The organism is Streptomyces sp. NPDC003248 (assembly GCF_055563235.1).
Genome location: NZ_JBVHDT010000020.1, coordinates 1 through 19519 on the forward strand (window position 1 = coordinate 1; position 19519 = coordinate 19519).

General features: G+C 72.8%; 12 protein-coding genes. 6 read left to right on the forward strand and 6 right to left on the reverse strand.

The window, feature by feature from the left end; translation table 11 throughout:
* The first annotated feature begins 104 nt into the window (after positions 1-104).
* Together ACZ3KJ_RS31880 and ACZ3KJ_RS31885 are read left to right on the forward strand one after the other, a co-directional pair.
* Positions 105-779, forward strand: a complete 675-nt coding sequence (locus tag ACZ3KJ_RS31880) for a response regulator transcription factor (RefSeq protein WP_467532081.1) — start codon at positions 105-107, stop codon at positions 777-779.
* Positions 779-2176 (forward strand): sensor histidine kinase, encoded by a 1398-nt coding sequence (locus tag ACZ3KJ_RS31885; protein ID WP_467532083.1) that lies wholly within the window; start codon positions 779-781, stop codon positions 2174-2176. Before ACZ3KJ_RS31880 ends, ACZ3KJ_RS31885 begins: the two co-directional genes overlap by 1 nt.
* Here ACZ3KJ_RS31885 and ACZ3KJ_RS31890 read toward each other — a convergent pair.
* A complete protein-coding gene (locus ACZ3KJ_RS31890) occupies positions 2167-3126 on the reverse strand; it encodes a TAXI family TRAP transporter solute-binding subunit (RefSeq protein WP_467532084.1) in 960 nt (319 codons plus the stop codon). The two genes, ACZ3KJ_RS31885 and ACZ3KJ_RS31890, sit on opposite strands and share 10 nt — an antisense overlap.
* A gap of 92 nt (positions 3127-3218) precedes the next feature.
* Complete coding sequence (locus ACZ3KJ_RS31895) at positions 3219-6359, reverse strand: family 78 glycoside hydrolase catalytic domain (protein ID WP_467532085.1); 3141 nt, start codon at positions 6357-6359, stop codon at positions 3219-3221.
* 604 nt (positions 6360-6963) lie between these two features.
* Here ACZ3KJ_RS31895 and ACZ3KJ_RS31900 point away from each other — a divergent pair.
* Positions 6964-8970, forward strand: coding sequence for a HelD family protein (locus ACZ3KJ_RS31900; protein WP_467532086.1), 2007 nt, complete (start codon positions 6964-6966; stop codon positions 8968-8970).
* A gap of 316 nt (positions 8971-9286) precedes the next feature.
* On the forward strand, positions 9287-12112 hold the full coding sequence (locus ACZ3KJ_RS31905) for an AbfB domain-containing protein (protein ID WP_467532088.1): 2826 nt from the start codon (positions 9287-9289) through the stop codon (positions 12110-12112).
* A gap of 186 nt (positions 12113-12298) precedes the next feature.
* Here ACZ3KJ_RS31905 and ACZ3KJ_RS31910 read toward each other — a convergent pair whose 3' ends face one another.
* The 4 genes from ACZ3KJ_RS31910 to ACZ3KJ_RS31925 form a co-directional block, all read right to left on the reverse strand.
* A complete protein-coding gene (locus ACZ3KJ_RS31910) occupies positions 12299-13774 on the reverse strand; it encodes a DHA2 family efflux MFS transporter permease subunit (RefSeq protein WP_467532089.1) in 1476 nt (491 codons plus the stop codon).
* Positions 13771-14703 (reverse strand): aldo/keto reductase, encoded by a 933-nt coding sequence (locus ACZ3KJ_RS31915; RefSeq protein ID WP_467532090.1) that lies wholly within the window; start codon positions 14701-14703, stop codon positions 13771-13773. Before ACZ3KJ_RS31915 ends, ACZ3KJ_RS31910 begins: the two co-directional genes overlap by 4 nt.
* 65 nt (positions 14704-14768) lie before the next feature.
* Positions 14769-15341 (reverse strand): carboxymuconolactone decarboxylase family protein, encoded by a 573-nt coding sequence (locus ACZ3KJ_RS31920; RefSeq protein ID WP_467532091.1) that lies wholly within the window; start codon positions 15339-15341, stop codon positions 14769-14771.
* A 115-nt stretch (positions 15342-15456) separates the two neighbouring features.
* Positions 15457-16302: an alpha/beta hydrolase gene (locus ACZ3KJ_RS31925; protein ID WP_467532092.1), complete on the reverse strand. Its 846-nt coding sequence runs from the start codon at positions 16300-16302 to the stop codon at positions 15457-15459.
* Between the two features lie 180 nt (positions 16303-16482).
* Here ACZ3KJ_RS31925 and ACZ3KJ_RS31930 point away from each other — a divergent pair, with 180 nt between their 5' ends.
* Together ACZ3KJ_RS31930 and ACZ3KJ_RS31935 are read left to right on the forward strand one after the other, a co-directional pair.
* Positions 16483-17286: an IclR family transcriptional regulator gene (locus ACZ3KJ_RS31930; RefSeq protein WP_467532093.1), complete on the forward strand. Its 804-nt coding sequence runs from the start codon at positions 16483-16485 to the stop codon at positions 17284-17286.
* A 618-nt stretch (positions 17287-17904) separates the two neighbouring features.
* The gene (locus ACZ3KJ_RS31935; protein WP_467532095.1) at positions 17905-19506 is read left to right on the forward strand and encodes an ABC transporter substrate-binding protein; all 1602 of its coding nucleotides are present in this window, start codon (positions 17905-17907) and stop codon (positions 19504-19506) included.
* Positions 19507-19519 lie beyond the last annotated feature (13 nt).

The window sequence follows — 19519 nt, forward strand, 5'->3', positions numbered from 1 at the left end:
CCGGACGAACTCCCACTCGGCGTCGGACAGTTCATGACGACGTATCACCCGACCATGATCCACCATCCAAGATCAATTGAAGACACCGCCTAGGCTGGGGCACCATGCACGTGCTGCTGATCGAGGACGACGAGCGGCTCGCCGACGCCCTCGCCCTGGCCCTCCGCGAGCGCGGGCACTTCGTCGAGCGGGTGTCCCGCGCCGACGAGGGCCTGCGCCGCAAGGACCGTGCCGACTTCGTGCTCCTCGACCTCGGACTGCCCGACATGGACGGCCTGGACATGCTCCGCCGGCTGCGCCGTGTCTCGTCCGTTCCCGTGATCGTGCTGACCGCGCGGGGGGACGAGCGGACCGTGCTTCAGGGCCTGAGCGTCGGGGCCGACGACTACCTCACCAAACCGTTCCGGGTGAAGGAGCTGCTGGCCCGGATGGACGCGGTGCGCCGCCGCGTCGGGCAGGGTCCCGCGGCCGCCGTACGGGAGCCGGAGCGGCAGGAGCTCGAGGTCGGGGACGTCGTCATCGACCTGGCTTCGCGGACCGTCACCGTGGCGGGGCGGGCCGTCTGTCTGACGGCCCGCGAGTTCGACGTCCTCGGTCTGCTGGCCCGCGCCCCGGGCGTGGTCAGGAGCCGTGCGGAGATCATGGACGCGGTGTGGGGTGACGCCTTCCTCGCGGCCTCGCGCTCCCTCGACGTCCATGTGTGGGGCATCCGTACGAAGACGGGCCGGCCCGACCTGATCCGTACGCTGCGCGGCGTCGGCTACCGGCTGGGGAGCTGATGCGCCGCCGGCTCCTGGCCACCTACCTCGCCCTCATCGGCGGGGTGCTGCTCGCCCTGGCCGTCCCCCTGGGGCTGGCGTACGCCCAGGAGCGCACCGCCGAGCTGCTGCTGGCCCGGCGGGCGGACGCCACGCGCCTCGCGGACCTCGCCGAGCAGGCCATCCAGGAGAGCGACGTGACCGTGCTGCGGGCCGAGGTCACCCGCTACGCCTCGCTCTACGGTGCTCCCGTCGAGATCCGCCGGGGCACCGGCGGGGTGCTGGTCGAGGCCGGGGGCGGGATGCCCCGCAGTGCCGTCCCGCTGCGGCGGGCGCTGGCCGGCCGGACCACCGAGCACCTCCCGCTGGTCACGCCGTTCGGCCCGGACCGCGTGGTGATCGCCGAGCCGGTGGGCAGTGACGCCCAGGTGATCGGTGTCGTGCTGCTGGCCGCGCCGACCTCCGAGGCCCGTGGCGACGCCGCGCTGGTGTGGCTGGCCCTGGCGGCGGCCGCCGTGTGCGCCTTCCTCCTGGCCGTCGAGGCCGCACGCCGGCTCGCGCGCTGGACCCTGCGCCCGGTGGCCGAACTGGACGCGGTCACCGAGGCGATCGCCCAGGGCCGGATGAGCGCGCGCATCGCCGACACGGGCGGCGGGCCGTCCGAACTGCGGCGGCTGGAGGACCGGTTCAACGCCATGGCCGACGCCGTGGCCTCCGCGCTGGACAGGCAGCGCGCCTTCGTCTCCGACGCCTCCCACGAGTTGCGGACCCCGCTCGCGGTGCTCTCGCTCCGGCTGGAGAACCTGCGCGGCCATCTCACGGAGTCGGGCGCCGAGCGGTACGCCCGGGTGATGGAGGAGATGGACCGGATCGGCGCTCTCCTGGAGGACCTCCTCACCCTCGGGCGCATCGAGACGAAGGGGCCGGCGCAGGCCCGCAGGGTCGACCTCGTCGCCGAGCTCGAACGCCGGCTGCGAGTCTGGGCGGAGGTGGCCGACGCCGCCGGGCTGACCCTGCGCACCGCGCTGCCCGGCGCCCTGGTGGCGCTCTGCCCGCCCGACACCGTGGGCCGCGTCACCGACATCGCCGTCGACAACGCCGTCAAGTTCGTTCCGCGCGGCGGGCACATCACCGTCACGCTGGCGGACGGCGCCGAGGAGCACGGTGACGTCCTGCTGAGGGTGGAGGACGACGGGCCGGGGCTCAACGCGGAGGAACTCGACGCGGCCCGGGGCCGCTTCTGGCGTTCGCCGCGGCACGGCGGCGTCGACGGCAGCGGACTCGGCCTGGCCATCGCCGACGAACTGGCCCGTGCGGCGGGCGGCACGCTGGTGCTGCGGGCGGGCCGGCCGCGGGGACTGCTGGTGGAGTTCAGGCTGCCCCGGGCCGGCCCGGGGCGGCCGGGCCGTCAGCCGTAGACGCTGCGGTAGTAGCGCACGGCGCCGGTGTGCAGCGGCACCGGGCCGGTGCCGATGGCGTACCGCTCGTCGAGGTAGGCGCCCGGCACCTCGGGCCCGGGCAGGGTCAGCCGGGCCGCGAACATCGTCCGGGTCACCTGGTAGGCCGCCTCGTCGGGCAGGCCGGCGCGGGCCATCAGGTAGGTGGGCACTCCGACCGTAGGCACTTCCGCGGCCTGTCCGTAGGTGCCCGCGGGGATCGACACGTCCACGTAGGCCGGTCCGTGGGCGCGGCGCAGGATCTCGGCCAGCCCGTCCAGCGGCACCAGTGTGATGCGCCGGTCGTCCGCCAGGGCGCGGACGGCGCCGGCCGGTACTCCGCTGGACGCGAAGAACGCGTCGATCTCGCGCCGCCGCAGGGCCTGGACCGAGTCGTCGAGTCCGAGGTAGCGGGGGCTGATCCGGGTTCCGACGCCCGCGGCGGCCAGGACGCGCTGCGCGACCGTGACGGTCCCCGACTCCCGCGCCCCGAGGGACACCCGCAGCCCGGCGAGGTCCGGCACGGAGGTGACCTCCGTCCCGGCGTGCGTGACCAGGTGGGTGTAGTTGAGGTAGATCCGGGCGAGGGCGGACACCGGCTCGGGGGCGGCGAACGCACCGGCGCCCTCGAACGCGTCGGCGGCGCTGTCGCCGAGGGCCAGGGCCAGATCGGCGTCGCCCGAACCGAGCAGACGCAGGTTGCGGACGCTCGCCGACGTGTTGCGGACGCGCAGCGACAGGGAGGGTTGCCGGCGGTTGATCTCCCGGGCCAGCCGTCTGCCGAAGATGCCGTACGGCGCTCCCGCCAGCCCCGTGGCCAGGACGAGCGGCCGCTGCCGCACCCTCGCCGGCCCGGCGGCGGGGCCGGCCGCGGCGACGGCGGTCGCCAGGGCGAGCAGCGAACGGCGGGCTACCTGCGGGCGGGCGGTCACCCGACGATGGTAAGCGCGTCCGCCGGACGGTGTCCGTGGGCCGGGTCCACGTCCGTGCCGGGGCGCGCGGTGGGCGCGCCCCGGGGTGGGGGTCAGGTCAGCGTGGCCGTCACCTCGTAGCGGCCCGACGGGAGCCGGTAGGAGGCGGTGCCGTCCGCGTGGCCGAGGTAGGTGACGCCGTCGGCGCGGGACAAGGGGGTGCGGCCCTCGCGCACGGTGTCGGGGTCGGAGGTGGGCAGGCTCAGGGTCGCCGTGCTGTTCGCGGGGACCGTCGCGCGGTAGGTCAGCGCGCGGTTCCGTACCGTCCACGCGCTCTCGATCGTGCCGTAGGGCGACAGGTGGGAACCGGTCACCCGGGTGATCTTCCCGGTGGGGTCGGGGTGCGGCCGGAGGAAGAAGTGCCGGAAGCCCGGGTGGTCGGGGTCCTTGGCGATGCCGGCCATGCCCTCGTACATCCACTCCATGATCGCGCCGTAGGAGTAGTGGTTGAACGAGTTCATCTCCACCGGGCCGAACCCGTCGTCCTCGGAGTACGAGTTCCAGCGTTCCCAGACGGTGGTGGCGCCGTTGCGCACGGAGTACAGCCAGGACGGCATGGCGTTCTGGTGGAGGAGCCGGTAGGCGAGGTCGGCGCGGCCCTCGTCGGTGAGGACGGGAGCCAGGACGTTGACCCCGAGGAAGCCCACGGAGAGGGTGTCCTCGGCGTACCGCACTCGGGTGCTGTCGGGGTGGGCTGCCTTGTAGGCGGCGTCGTTGCCGATGTTCTCGGCGAGCAGCGCGACCAGTTGGCGGCGCTGGGCCTCGGTGTCGTACAGGCCGAGCTTGAGGACCCACAGCAGGGCGGTCTGGCTGTTGTCCTCGGGTGCCTCGCCGATGAGCGGCTTGCCGCCGAGGCTGGAGCGGACGGTGAGCTGTCCGTCCCGGGTGGTGAGGTACTTGGCGGTGAAGGCGCGCTTGATGCGGGCGAAGAGGTCGTCGTAGGCGGCGGCCTCGGCGGTGCGTCCGGTGGCGCGGGCCATCTGGGCCATCAGGCGGGTGCTGTGGCCGTAGTAGACGTCGCTCATCAGCTGGGTGCCGGTGCTCTGGGGGGCCAGCCAGTCGGCGAACAGGGCGCCCTGCCCGGCGTAGGTGTCACCGGTCCTGGCGCGGATCCAGTCCAGGTAGCGGGTCATCGCGTCCCAGCTGCGGTCGACGACGGTGGTGTCGCCGCTCATCTGCCACACCGTCCAGGGGACGACGACACCGCAGTCCGCCCAGCCGCTGACGGGGGCCTTGGCGTTGTACCGGTTGCCGGGTGCGACGGCGGTGAACTGGGCGCCGTCGAGGCCGTAGATCCGCTGTGAGTCGATCAGGATGTCCTGGAAGTGCGACAGGAAGGCCGTCGCGTCGGTGTTGTACAGGCCGGTGCCCGCGAAGACCTGGGTGTCTCCGGTCCAGCCGAGGCGTTCGTCGCGCTGCGGACAGTCGGTCGGTATCCAGAGGTAGTTGCCGCGCTGTCCCCACCGCACGTTGCTGATCAGCTGGTTGACCTGGTCGTCGTCGGTGGTGACGGAGCCGGTGTCACGGGTGGCGGAGGTGGCGACCCGGCCGGTCAGGCCGGTGAGGGTGACCTCCTGGGTCGTGGTGACCGACACGTAGCGGAAGCCGTAGAAGGTGAGGGAGTCCTGGTGGGTCTCGCCCCGCTCGTCGCCCCGCAGGACGTAGGTGCTGGTGGCCTTGGCGGTGCGCAGGTTCTCCCGGTAGACGGAGCCAGCGGGGCCGTCGGCGCCGGCGCCGTCGTCGTTGAGCATCTCGCCGAACCGGAAGGAGACCTCGGCGCCCGCGGGGCCCTTCAGGGTGTAGCGGGGGACGCCGACCATGTTCTGGCCGAGGTCGAGGACGGCCGTCTCGCCGGGGCGCAGGGTGGTGACGGCGGCGGACGCCGCGGCCGGGTCGGTGACCGTGCGGGCGGCGTCGACGACGATCCGGCCCTTGCCGTTGGCGCTGCCCGCTTCGCCGGTGACGCCGGTGTACACCGTGACCGACCGCGCGGTGCGGTCCCATTCGGATATCAGCCGGGCGGTCTCGCCCTGGTGGGCGACGAGCCGGGCGTCGGGGAAGCGGGTGGTGTGGTCGTGCTCCTCGACGGCGTTCCAGGCGGAGGCGTCGAAGCCGTTCGCCGTCCAGCCCGGGATCTCCTTGCGGGCGTCGTAGGTCTGCCCGTCGTAGATGTCGTCCGCGCGGTAGGGGCCCGTGTCGGTCGCCCGCCAGCCGGCGCCGGGCGCGGTCACCAGGGTCCGCGTCGAGCCGTCGGCGTAGCGGACCAGGAGCTTGGCCTTCAGGGCGAGCCGGTTGCCGTCCTCGGCGAGGTAGGTGCTGCCCTCGGAGACGCGGCCGTTGTACCAGCCGTTGCCGAGCACCGCCGCCAGGGTGACCTGCCGCTCCCCCGCGACCAGGCCGGTCACGTCGTAGGCCATGTAGTCGACGGTCCGGTCGTAGTTGGTCCAGCCCGGTGTGAGCAGTTCGAGCGTGGTGCCGTCGCCGTGCGGCACGGTGACGCGCTGTCCGTTGACGTACGCCTCGTAGACGCCGAGGGCGGACACGTACAGCCGGGCCGCCTCGATCCGGCCGCGCCCGAGCGCCGCCTGTCCGCGCAGCAGCGGGGCGCCGGGGCTGCCGGGTTCCTTGCCCGCCATGGTGATCCAGCGGGCGCCGTCCCAGCCGGCCACACCGTCGGTGCCGAGCAGACCGGTCTCGAAGGACGCGGTCGGGGCGCCGGTGACGGGGCGGCCCTTCTCGTCCCAGGCGCGGACCGTCCAGTGGTAGCGCGTCGAGCGCTCCAGCGGATCGCCGCCGTAGGGCACCGCCACCGAGTCGGCGGAGGTGACGCGGCCGCTGTCCCACACGTCGGCGCGGCCGCGGGCCAGTCGTTCGGCCGAGGAGGCGACCAGTATCCGGTACGCCGTCTGGCGCCGGCCGCGGACCGGGGAATCCATGCGCCAGCCGAATCGCGGGCGGGCGGCGTCCACGCCGAGCGGCTCGGTGCGGTGCTCCACGGTCAGGCCGGTCACGGACGTGCGTGAGGAGGCGGACGCCGTGCCGGCGGCCGGTGCGGCGGACGCCGGGGCCGCGGCCGCCGGGGTGGCGCCGCCGGGGCCACCGGCCAGGGTGACCGAGGCGGCTCCGAGCGCTGTGGTGAGCACGGTCCTGCGGCGCACGTCCCCGCTTCTCGCGCGGTCTGCTCCATGGTTCATGCCGTTGTCCCTCCGGCCGCTTGGAGTTGTATCGATTCAGTCCGACTGGCGGACGAAGTTAGCGACGACGGGAGTGACTGTCCACACTTCCAGCAGGCACTGTTCCACTCGCATCGCAGACACAGCGCCACCCTCACGCTAAAGGTGAGGGTGAGAGTTGAAACCGTTCAATGACCGCTCGTCACGCGCCGGTCCGTGATCGGGCCGCCCCGCGCTCGTCGGTCCGAGCCCGGTCCGGACAGACAGGCCCCTTCCCCTTTTCCCGAGCGCGGCAGAACATCTCCGGCGTCCAAGGGCGGGATCGCCCCATAACGCAGGCGGCATCGGGAGCGCAATCAGCGATATACGCAACGGCGGAATGCGCGATACGCCCTACCGTCAGCCGCCATGGATTCCCCCGTGAGGCCACAACTTCACCAAGCAAATCAAGACTTACCCATCAGGGACTTCGACCGTACGGTGTGGCTCGAATCGAAGGAGCCCCCTGTTGCCGAAGATGAATGAGCCCGCTGTGCGTGCGGTTGAAGCGGAGCGGAATTATGTGTCCTCCTTGTACGAGTTGCTCACCGAGCGGATTTCCGAGGCGCGAGTACACCGAGCGAGTGTGCTGAAAGCCGCGGCGGACAGCGCCGGTGAGGCATACGAGAGGGAAAACGCCGCCGAGCGTCTGGCCAAGGAGATCAGCCGGCTGGAGGGCGCCGAAAAGGGGCTGGTCTTCGGGCGCATCGACGGGACGGACGGCACGGTCCTGCGCATCGGGCGGATCGGACTGCACAGGGAGGAGGACGACCTGCCCCTGCTCGTGGACTGGCGCGCGAACGCGGCGCGGCCCTTCTACGAGGCGACACCGGTCCACCCGATGGGCCTGCGGCGGCGCCGGCACCTGCGCCTCGAGGAGCGCACGGTCGTCTCGGTGAGCGACGAACTGCTGGACGGGAGCGCCCCGACCGACGAGGACGTCGTGGGGGACGGCCCGTTGACCGAGGCCCTGTCGGCACGGCGTACGGGCAGGATGCACGCGGCCGTCGCGACGCTGCGGGCCGAGCAGGACGGGATCGTCCGCTCCGCCCACCGCGGGGTGACCGTGGTGCAGGGCGGGCCCGGCACCGGCAAGACGGTGGTCGCCCTGCACCGGGCGGCCTATGTCCTGTACGCGTTCCCGCGCGCCGCGGAGGAGGGTGTCCTGGTGGTGGGCCCGAACGCCCGGTTCCTCGACTACATCTCCCAGGTCCTCCCCTCGCTCGGGGAGAACGACGTCGTTCTGGCGACCTGCCGGGAACTGGCCGGAGTGTCCACGGACACGGACACGGGCACGGGCACGGACGCGGGCACGGACGCGGACGCGATGGGCCCGTTCGACGCGGCGCGCCTCAAGGGCAGCTCCGACCTCGCCGACGCCCTGGCCGGCCTGCTGCGCGTCCACCAGGCACCCGCCGGTGACTTCACCGTGCGGGTCGGACAGGAAACGGTGCGCCTGTCCGGCGAGGACGTCGCCACGGCACGCGACGCCGCCGTGGCAGCCGTACCGGGGCACAACCCCGCGCGCCAGGTGTTCAAGGAGCTCTTGGTCGACGCCGTCACCGACGCGATGCAACGAGACATGGGCGACCTCCTGGAGCGGATCGACGCCGATGCCGAAAGGATGACGGGCATCGACCTCGACCGGTTCACGGGAGTCGCCCAGCACCGTGCCGAAGGTGCGGCCGGCGCAGGGCCGGTCCACGAACTGGACCTGGACGCCGTCCGGGCCGATCTCCTCGACGACGCCGGCGTCGACCGGGCGGTCGAGGCGCTGTGGCCGCGGCTGGCACCCGGTGACCTCGTGAAGGCACTCCTGACGGACGCCGGCGCTCTCGCCGAGCGCCTGCCCCGCCTGACCGCGCGGGAGCGGTCCCTTCTGCTGCGCGGTCCGGACGACCCGTGGACCGATGCCGACGTGCCGTTGCTGGACGAGGCGGCGAGCCTGGTCGACGGCCCACCCGAGCGGACGTACGGGCACGTCGTCGTCGACGAGGCGCAGGAACTGACCGCCATGCAGTGGCGGATGGTCGTCCGCCGCTGCCCGGCAAGGGCGATGACGCTGGTGGGTGACTTCGCCCAGGCAGGCCCGGTCGCGCCAGCACGCGACTGGAAGGAAGCACTGAGCCCCCACCTCGGACCGCGGTTCAGACTGCACGAGCTGACCGTCAGCTACCGCACCACGCAGGAGATCCTGGAGAGCGTCCGGGACCTGCTCCTGCGGATCGCTCCGGACCAGAAACCCACCCGGTCACTGCGCAGCGGTGAGAGCCCCCGCACCGTGACCACCCCTCCGGACGGGTTGGTCACCGCCGTCGTCCGGGAACTCCGCGCCCAGAGCGCCGCGCACCCCGGCGAGCTCCTGGGAGTGATCTGCGCGGACACCAGGGTGAGCGAGCTGACGGCCCGGGGCATCGCCCACCACGCGCGCATCGTGCCGGCGTCCGAGGCACGCGGCCTGGAATTCGACGGGGTCGTCGTCATGGACCCCGAGGAAATCATCACGGCCCGCCCCGGTGGGGAAAGGGACTTGTACGTAGCCCTGACCCGGGCCACCAAGCGCCTCTGCACCATCACCGTCCGGCCCGCCTGACGACTCGGCGCCCGCGTCGCCGCCGCGGGCGCCCCCGGCGAGAAGCGGTCCCGGCGGCCGGGCACTCGACACGCCCGCCGGGACCCCGACCGGCTGGGGAAGTTGGGGGTTACTGAGTGATTCCGTCGGAGTGTGTTCCGTGCTAGGTTCCCCCACGCCTTGGTCCAGGCCAAATGGGCGGGACCGAGGTGCGGGGTCGGTGACCCCGCGTCGCGCGCCGCTCGCCCCGATCCCGCCCGGACCCCCGCACGCCGCCAGGGCCGCCGACCGCGCGGCGCGCCGGGTTCCGCGCACCGTCCTGCCCTGGAGGAGATGGATGCGACGGATCATCGCCTGTCTGGCGATCCTGCTGACCCTGGCGGGAGGCCTCGCCCTCACCGGCACCGCCTCCGCCGCTGTCGTGCCCAAGACACCGCCGTTGACGACTCCGTGGACCGGCCAGGTGTCCACCGTCGACCCGCTGCCGGAGTACCCACGGCCGCAGATGACACGGCCGGAATGGCAGTCGCTCAACGGGGAGTGGGAGTTCCTCAACCCGCCGGCCGACAGCGCGGGCGGCGTCGACCGCTACGCGGCGCCGCCGCTCGGCCAGACCCTGCCCGAACGCATCCTGGTGCCCTACCCGGTGGAATCGGCGCTCTCCGGCATCATGCGCAACGACAACCGGGACCTGATGTTCTACAAGCGCTCCTTCACCGTCCCGCGGAGCTGGAGCGGCAGACGGGTGCAGCTGCACTTCGGGGCCGTCGACCACGAGGCCACGGTCTGGGTCAACGGCACCCAGGTCGCCACCCACCGGGGCGGCTACGACCGGTTCGAGGCCGACATCACACCCCAGCTGAACGGCGGGGCGAACGAACTGGTCGTGCGCGTCTACGACCCGACCGACGGACGCGGCGAGAAGCAGCCCGTCGGCAAGCAGGTGAACAGTCCCGGCGGCATCTTCTACACGCCGACCTCGGGCATCTGGCAGACCGTCTGGATGGAGCCCACCGCCGCCTCCTCGGTCTCCTCCGTCGACATCACGCCGGATCTGTCGGCCGGCACGGCACGGGTACGGGTCCTCACCCGCGGCGACGTCGGCGGCCACACCGTCCTGGCCGAGGCGATCTCCGGCTCCCAGGTGGTGGGCCGGGCCACCGGCGGCTTCACCGAGTTCTCCGTCCCGGTGCCGAACGCCCGCCTCTGGTCGCCGGACGACCCGTTCCTGTACGACCTGCGCGTCACGCTGCGCGACGCCTCCGGCGCCGCCGTCGACACCGTCACCAGCTACTTCGGCATGCGGGAGATCGGCACGAAGGTCGTCGACGGGGTGCTGCGCCCCACCCTGAACGGTGAGTTCGTCTTCCAGATCGGCACCCTCGACCAGGGCTTCTGGCCGGACGGCCTGTACACCGCGCCCACCGACGCGGCCCTCGCCTCCGACCTCCAGAAGCACAAGGAACTCGGCTTCAACATGGTGCGCAAGCACATCAAGGTCGAGCCCGCACGCTGGTACTACCACGCCGACCGGCTCGGACTGCTGGTGTGGCAGGACATCCCCTCCACCCCCACGTCCGACGCCGACCGCACCCCGGCCCAGACCGCCCAACTGGAGGCCGAGGCCCGGGAGATCGTCGACGAGCACCGGTTCTCCCCGGCCGTCGTCGCCTACGTCCCGTTCAACGAGGGCTGGGGCGAGTGGGACCTCGCCGCCACCCGCCGGGTCACCACCGAGCTGGAGAACCGCGACCCGACCCGGCTGATGAACCCGCACAGCGGCTACAACTGCTGTGCCTCGAAGGGGGACCCGGGCACCGGCGACATCATCGACTGGCACGTCTACACCGGGCCCGACGCACCCCGCCCCTCGGCCACCCGGGTCTCCGTCCTCGGCGAGTTCGGCGGCATCGGTCTGCGCACGCCCGGCCACGAGTACAGCCCCGACGGCCGGTTCTTCGCCTACGAGCAGGTCGCCGGCCCGGAGCAGCTCAACGACCGCTACACCGGCATGGTCCGCGACGTACAGCGGCTCATGACCACCAAGGGCCTGTCCGCCTACGTCTACACCGAGATCACCGACGTCGAGGGCGAGTACAACGGCCTGCTCACCTACGACCGGCGCGTGCAGAAGGTCGACACCGGGCAACTGCGCGCCGCGCACGGCGCGCTCATCGCCGCCTCGCGCAACCTCAACTCCCCCGTCACCCTCACCCTCGGGCACGTCCGGTCGTTCAAGGTGACCACCCCCGGCCACACCGACCGCTACCTGCGGCACGCGAACTCCGCCGCCCGCACCGACGTGCTGAGCGCCGCCTCCGGCGACGTGGCCCGCCAGGACGCCTCCTTCCGCACCGTCACCGGGCTGGCCGACCCGCGCTGCTACTCGTTCGAGTCGGTGAACTACCCCGGCCGTTATCTGCGGCACGCCGACAGCCGGGTGCGCATCGACGCGGACACCGGCGGCTCGTTCGCCGCGGACGCCACCTGGTGCGGCCGGCCCGGCCTCGCCGCGGGCGGCACGTCGTTCGAGTCGCTGAACCACCCCGGCCACTATCTGCGGCACTACGCCGACGCCGTGTACCTGGCCCGCAGCGGCGGCCCGAACGCCTGGGACACCGCGTCGTCCTTCGCCGCCGACGCCACGTGGAACGTCGGCGAGCCGGCGCTGTGGCGCAGCTCCGTGCTGCTGCCCACGGACGTGCGGCAGTCGTTGCGGGTCACCACCTGGGGGTACACGGACCGCTACCTTCGGCACGCCGACAGCCTGGCCTTCACCGAGGTCGTCGACGCGGGCAGCGGCGATCTGCTCAAGCAGGACGCGACGTACACGCTGCGGCGCGGGCTCGCCGACTCGTCCTGCTACTCGTTCGAGTCCGTGAACTACCCCGGCCGGTTCCTGCGGCACGCCGACAGCCGGGTGCGGCTCGCCTCCGACGACGGATCGGCGCTGTTCCGCGAGGACGCCACGTTCTGCGCCCGTCCCGGGCTCGGCGGGACCGGCGTCACCTTCGAATCGCTCAACTTCCCCGGCTCCTACCTGAGGCACCACGCGTCGGATGTGTACATCGCCTCCGGGAACGGTGCGGTGGGCGGCTTCGACCGCCCGCAGACCCTGACCGCCGACAGCAGTTGGGTGCTCGCGGCGCCCTGGGCGCCCTGAGCGGCCGAAGGTGCTGAGCGGCTGAGTGCCCAGAGTGGCTGAGTGTCCTGAACGCCCCGCCGTGGGGGGGCGGGGTGTTCAGGACCGCGGGCCGGGCGGGGGGCGTCACGGGCCGCCTGCCGGTCCCAGGCGCGCGGACTCATCGGGAGCGGGGTGTTCAGGACCGCGGGCCGGGCAAGGGGGGCGTCACGGGCCGCCTGCCGGTCCCAGGCGCGCGGACTCATCGGGAGCGGGGTGCGGGCCGGCCGCGCGGTACCCGTCCCGGACCCGGCGGTCGCTGACGCGCAGCGCCAGCAGCGAGGCGCCCAGGCACAACGCGGCCAGGGTCAGGAAGCCGGCGCGGAAGGCGAGGGTGCCGCCGGCGCCGAGGGCCGCCGAGAGCGTTCCGGCCAGGGCCACGCCGAAGGCCGCGGCGGTCTGCCGCTGCATGCCCAGCAGGGTGGTGGCGTCGGCCGTCCGGGCGGGCGGGATCGTGACGAAGGCGGCGTTCTGGGCGCTCGCGAAGAGCAAGCCGACGCTGAGACCGAGCAGGTACATCGACGGGTACGGCACGAAGGCGGGCGTGGTCTGCGTGAAGGTCGCCATGAAGGCCATGACCAGCGCGGCCCCGGCACCGCCCGCGACCATCAGCCGGCGAGGGCCGACCGTGTCGTGGAGCCGGGGGACGACCTGTGAGGAGGTCAGCATGCCGAGCGCCTCCGGGAAGGTGGCCAGGCCCGAGTGCAGGGCGTCGTGGCCCAGACCGGTCTGGAGGAACTGGGGGTACAGGTACAGGGCGCCCATGAAGGCGGCGCCGGTGGGGAGCAGGACCAGCTGGGTCCTGCGGAAGAGCTGGTCCCCGGCGACCCGCAGATCGATCATGGGGTGTCGGGCCCGCAGCTCCCAGGGCACCGTCACGGCGAGTGCCAGGACCCCGCCCACCAGCGGGACCAGCACCTGTCCGCTCCCCCAGCCCCGGTCAGGGGCGGCGGTCAGGGCGTACAGGACCGCCGCGAGTCCGCCGCCCGCCAGGACGAATCCGGGGAGGTCGAAGCGGGGCGCGCCCGGGCCGGGGAAGTCGGGCAGGCAGCACAGGCCGAAGAGCAGCGCGAGCACTCCGACGGGCAGGTTGACGAGGAAGACCCAGTGCCAGGTGGCGGTGTCCACGAGCCAGCCGCCCAGCACCGGTCCGAGGGCGGGGGCGACGGCGGTCGGCAGCATGACGTACCGCTGCGCGCGCAGCCGTACGGCCACGGGGAAGGCCCGCAGCATCATGGTCATGCCGACGGGGGCGAGCAGTCCGCCGCCGACGCCCTGGAGGACGCGGTAGCCGGTGAGCGCCGCGAGGGTGCCTGCCGTGGCGCACAGACCGGAGGCCGCGGTGAACAGCAGCAGCGCGGCGAGCGCGGTGCGCCGGGTGCCGAAGCGGTTGCCGAGCCAGCCGGAGACGGGGATGAAGACGGCTAGGGCCACCAGGTAGCCGACGTTGACGGAGCTGAGGCCGGAGGCGTCCACGGCGAGGTCGCGGCCGATGGCCGGGAGGGCCACGTTGACGATCGTGGTGTCCATGATCGCCATGAAGTTCGCGGCGACGAACACCCCGCAGACGGCGGCCTTCGCGGAGATCCGGCGGCCGGTGCGCGGCGGCAGTGGTCCGGTCCCGGGCGGGTGTGCGGCGTTCACCGGCCGTGCCGGAGCCAGTGGACCTGCTCGGCGGTCAGGGTGAGGCGGCGCGCCTGGAGCGAGCGGTCGGTCTGCCCGGTCGTCCTCGGGCCGATCGACGGCCAGATCCCGGGGTGGTGCAGGGTCCAGGCGAGGGCCACCGTCTCGGGCCGGGTGCCGAGCCGTTGCGCGAGCTCCCGGCAGCGGCGCCGGCGGGCACGGTTGTCCTCGGTGTCGTACGGGTCCGGTCGGCCGTTGAGCTCCCGCGCTCCGGTGCGCGCGAAGTAGCCGCGGGCCTGGGAGGACCAGCCGAACAGGGGCAGCCGGTGCTCGCGGACGACGTCGAGCACGGCGGCGTCGGCGTGGAGGCTGCCGCCCAGCAGCGCCGGGTCGGGTTCGGCGAGGCTGAACTGGTAGCTGGCGACGGGGGTGTGCGCCCGCGCGGCGAGTTCTACGGCGAGCTCGGCCAGTCGCGGCGCCCGCCAGTTGGAGACCCCGACGCGGCGGGCGTGGCCGGCCTCGACCAGGCTCACCAGAGTGTCCGCGAGTTCGGCGACCGGCCGGGCGGGGTCGTCGCAGTGGTAGAGGAGGACGTCGATGGTCTCGACGCCGAGGCCGGCCAGCGCGGCCCGTACGTGTGCGTGCACGGTGGCGCGGCTGAGCGGGACGTCCGTCCCGGTCGTGTCGTGGCCGACCTTGGTGACCACCCCGAGCCTGCCGGGCTGGGCGCGCAGCCACGCGCCGACCGCCGCCTCGGCCTGTCCGCCGGCGTAGCTGTGGGAGGTCTCGACGAGCAGTCCGCCGGCGTCGGCGAAGTGGGTGAGCCGCTCGGCCGAGGCGGCGGGCGGCTCCGCCCCGAAGGCGCCGCCGAGGACGAACCGGTGCGCCGCGGTCTCCGTGCCGTCCTGGTCGAGGAGGCTGTCGAGCGCGTTCAGGGGGGTATGCGGCATCGGGCCACACCCTTTCGATGTCGATGCGAGCCGTCGGTGGGCGGGGGTGCGTTCCGCGGGCGGGGTCAGTCGTCCGCGGGGACCCGCCGGAAGCCGTCGATGTCGGGGAACGGCCGGGGCAGGTGTGGCCGGAGCGGGACGTGGAAGGTGTTCAGCATCATCGCGGACATGCTGAAGCTGCCGACGCAGCCGATCAGGTCCAGTACGCCGTCCTCGCCGAAGAGCGCCAGGGCGGCGGCACAGGTCTCGTCCGTGACGAAGTGGTCGTGGAGCATCTCGTGGGCGAAGGCGTGGAAGACGCGCTCGTCCTCGGCCTCGAAGGCGGGGTCCTCGCCCCGCGCGAGGCGGTCCAGGCACTCGGCCGGGACGCCTTCCTCGACCGCCTGCTGGATGTGGGCGTTCCAGGCGGCCTGGCTGTCGAAGTGGCGGGCGGCGATCAGGACGCTCAGCTCGCGCAGGCGCTGCGGGAACCGGGACCGGTTGCGGCAGTAGGAGCCGAGGTTCTCGACCCAGTGGGCGAGTTCCATGTTGCGCGCCCAGACGAGGAACGGCGGCGGTGGTTCGACGCCGGGGCCGACGACGGTCTCGAGGAGGTCGGTCTGCTCGGGGGTCAGGCTGGTCAGCGGGGTCAGTCGCACGGTGCCGGTGCCTTTCGGAGGCGGGGAGGGAGAGGTCCGGGGACGCCGGGGAGCGGTCCGCGCCGCGGGGCGGGCGGGTGCGCGCGGCGGCGGGCCGGGAGGAGAGGGGAGTCCGTCAGGAGGTGCGCCACCAGGCGAAGTACCGGTCGCCGTAGCCGTCCATGATGTCCGGGTACTCGTGGTCGGCGTCCGGGAACTCGAAGAAGTCGTGGGGTACGCCGAGGTCGGTGAAGCGGGTGTCCAGGTCGCGGATGGTGGGTGCCAGGCGGGTGTCGAGCCGGCCGGACAGCAAGCGGACCCGGCTGGTGCGGCGCAGTTCCGGGGCGTTGGCGAGGACGAGGCTCCACGGGTGGCAGAGGTCGTAGTACTCCTGGTCGCCGAAGTAGGTGTTGTTCACCCGGTCCTCCGGCTCGTCCTTCAGGTCGCGCAGGATCGCGGGGGCGACCGCCGACACCTTCCCGAAGACCTTCGGGTACTTCAGGCCGAGGTGGAGGGCGCCGAACCCGCCCATGGAGAAGCCCTCGACGGTGCGGGCGGCGGCCTCGGGGACGGTCCGGTAGGTGGTGTCGACGTGGTGGACCAGGTCGAAGGCGGTGATCTGGGCGAGGGGGCGGGCGCCGTCCTTGGAGTCGACGTACCAGCCGATCGGCAGGATCTGCGGGAGGACGACGATCGCGGGCGGCATCACGCCGTCGCGGACGGCCCTGTCGATCCGCGCAACCATTGCGGAACCCTGGCGGGAGTTCCCGAAGCCGCCGTGCAGCCAGTAGACGACGGGGAACCGCCGTTCCGGTTCGGTCTCGTACTGGGGCGGCAGATAGAGCTGGTAGCTGCCCTGGGCGTCCGCGCTGCCGCGCGAGGGCTGCGGGTAGAGCCGGAACGTGGTGAGTTCCTGGTCCTCCCGGACCGGGTCGATCCACTGCTGTTCGATCTCCGCCATCTGTTCCGGGGTCGTGCTCACCTGGTGAACTTTCTGTACCACGGTGCTGTCCTCTCGGTGGGTTCTCACTCACGGCCCGGGATCCTCCGGGGCGGGCGCCGGCAGCCCTCCGGCCCCGCTCCCCGGGCGTTCCACTACGCAGAATGGCGTATCCTGTGGCGGAACGCTCAACAGTGAAAGCGTGTGACGGGAGACCTGTCAATGGCCGGGATCGAAACTTCAGAGGACTCTCAGGCGGGCGGCCGCGGGGGACGCAGCTCCCTCGCGGGCAACGCCACCGACAAGGCGCTCAACCTGCTGGAGGCCGCCGTGGCCCCCGGCCACCCGCACCGGCTCGGTGAGGTGGCGGCGGCCGCCGGGGTACCCAAGGCCAGTGCGCACCGCATCCTCCAGAACCTGGTGGCGACCTCGTTCCTGGCCTCCGACGGCACCGGCGGCTACGGCCCCGGCCCCCGGCTGCGGGCCCTCGCCGCCCGGGTCACCCAGGGGTGCGAGGAGGACCAGATCATGCGGGCGGAGCTGGAGGTGCTCAGCCGGCGCGTCGGCAACACCGTGCACCTGGGGGTGCGCACCGGGGACGCCGCGACCTGTCTCATCAAGGTGACCGGTCCGAAGCCGGTGCAGACGGCGTCCCGCGTGGGCATGCATCTCCCGCTGCACGCGACGTCGATCGGCAAGTGCGTCCTGTCCGGCCTGGACGACGCCGCGCTGACCGCGCTGATCGGGCGGGTGGGGCTGCCGGCCCGCACCGAGCACACCATCACCGACCTGGACACGCTGCGCGCCGAACTGGCGCGGGTGCGCACCCAGGGCTTCGCCCTCGACGAGGAGGAGAACGAGATCGGCGTGCGCTGCCTGGGCGCCCCGGTCCGCGACGCGAAGGGCGGCGTCATCGGCGGCGTCAGCATCTCGGCTATCACCTACGTCGACTCCCGGGAGGCGCTCCTGGGCTGGACGGAGCTGGTGCGCGGGGCGGCGGACGCGCTGCACGGCCTGCTGGGCTGACCGTTCCGGCCCCGGCAGAGGGGGCGCGCCCGGCGACCAGGGCGCGCCCCCTCACCACGTGCGGGACTTCTACGGTCCTCACCACGTGCGGACCTGCACGGTCCTCACCACCTGCGGACTTGCACGACCCCCACCGCGTACCGGACGTATGCGCAGCCCCCACCGCGCACGCGCCGTCCCCCGCGGCGGGCGCCGCAACCCACAAGATCCACACCCGATCCGCACGCTTATCTTGCGTCCCGGTCGCCCTTCTCCTCCTGTACGACCGGTAGACACCACCGCCCCGTTTCAGCAGGGTTGCAGCACCGGACCGCCAGCGTCCGGCGCACCGGCCAGCCCCCGGTGCGGCAGCACCTCCAGCACGACCTCGCGAGCAGCGGGAGCGCCTCCGGTTCGTCGCCGCTCATCCGTCACCGCCCGCCCCGCACGGCCCCGGCCGTCACCGCGCGGCGGTTCCCCCGACGGACGCCTCCCCCCCCTCCTCGGCCCGTGGGCCGCTCGCCCCCGCCCCCCACCGACGGGCGCGGGTGGCCCCCTCCGCCCCGGGCTCCACCGTCGCGGCGGATCCACAGCGGTGCACGGCGCCGACGCCCGCCCAGCTCCGAGCAAGGAGAGACCATGACCTCCCACGACGCTGCCCCGAGAACCTTCCGGGCCTCCCGCGCGGGCCTCGCCGCCCTGGGCACCGCGCTCACCCTCACACTGGCCGCGTGCGGCGGCGGCACCGGCGCCACCGCCGGCGGCGCGAGCACCGGCGGCACCAAGGTGCCCGGTGGCACCCTCACGATCGCCGAGCAGCAGGCACCGCCGTCACTGAACCCCGGCAGCATCGACCTCGGCTTCGTCGACTTCACGATGCTGTCGTACGAGTCGCTGTTCTACCTCTCCCCCGAGGGCGAGGTGAAGCCGGCCCTGGCGAAGTCCTGGACGTACGTGGGCTCCGGCAACAAGGAGTTGTCCGTCACCCTCCGCTCCGGGGTGCGGTTCGCCGACGGGACCGCCGTGACGGCCCAGGCGGTCGAGGCGTCCCTCGAATACGCCATGAAGGCCCAGGGCAACCAGGCCCACTACCTCACCGGCATGACGGTCGAGGCCACCGGGCCGCTGGCCCTGACCATCAGGACGGCCAGGTCCAACCCGGTCATCCCCTACCTGCTGACCCAGTCCTACGGCATCGGCCAGATCATCAGCCCGAAGGGTCTCGCGGACGCGGCGGCCCTGACACCGACGGGACCGAGCCAGGGCGCCGGCCCCTACGTCTACCAGCCCTCGGACAGCGTGGCCGGCGACCACTACACGTACACCGCCAACCCCGCGTACTACGACAAGTCCCGCCAGAACTACAAGAAGATCGTCATTCGGATCGTGCAGAACGGCCAGACCGCGGTCAACGCCATGAAGACCGGGCAGGTCGACGTCTACAAGGGCGACTACACCACCGCCGCCCAGGCGAAGTCCGCCGGCATGGGGACCGTCGGCCTGCCCGTGATCCTCCAGGGCCTGAACCTGATCGACCGCGCGGGCGAGGTGTCGGAGCCGCTCGGCGACGTCCGGGTGCGACAGGCGATCAACTACGCCATCGACCGGGAGGCCGTGACCGAGGCCCTGCTCGGCGCGAGCGGGCAGCCCACCGTGCAGACCGTGATCAAGGGCGGGGACGGCTACTCCGAGGAGTACGCCGGCCACTACGCCCACGACCCGGCGAAGGCGAAGCGGCTGCTGGCGGCGGCCGGTTACCCGGACGGCTTCGAACTGCCCGTCCTGGCCGCCACGTTCGTCGGCTTCGACACGATGGCGCAGGCGATCGCGGGCCAGCTGGCCGAGGTGGGCATCGAGGTGAAGGTCACCGCGCTGACCAGCATCACCTCCTTCGTGGAGAACCAGACCAACCACACGTACCCGGCGGTCTCGGGCGGCTTCACCGAGGAGCCGATGTACCTGGAGGGCCTGGACCTGTTCATGCCCGGCTCGAAGGTCTTCAACGGCTTCGGCACCAGCTCGCCCGAGCTGGAGGACCTGTTCTGGAAGGCCGCCGCGGCCGGCACCGCGGAGCGGGCGGACCTGGACCGGCGAATGCAGGAGTACCTGGTGGAGAACGCCTGGTTCGCGCCGGTCGCGTTCACCCCGGTCAACTACTACGTCCGCCCCGGCGTCGGCGGGGTGAAGGTCAGCGCGGGCGCGCCGTTCGCCAGCCCGCTGGCCTTCTACGCCACCAAGTAGGCAAGGAGCGAGG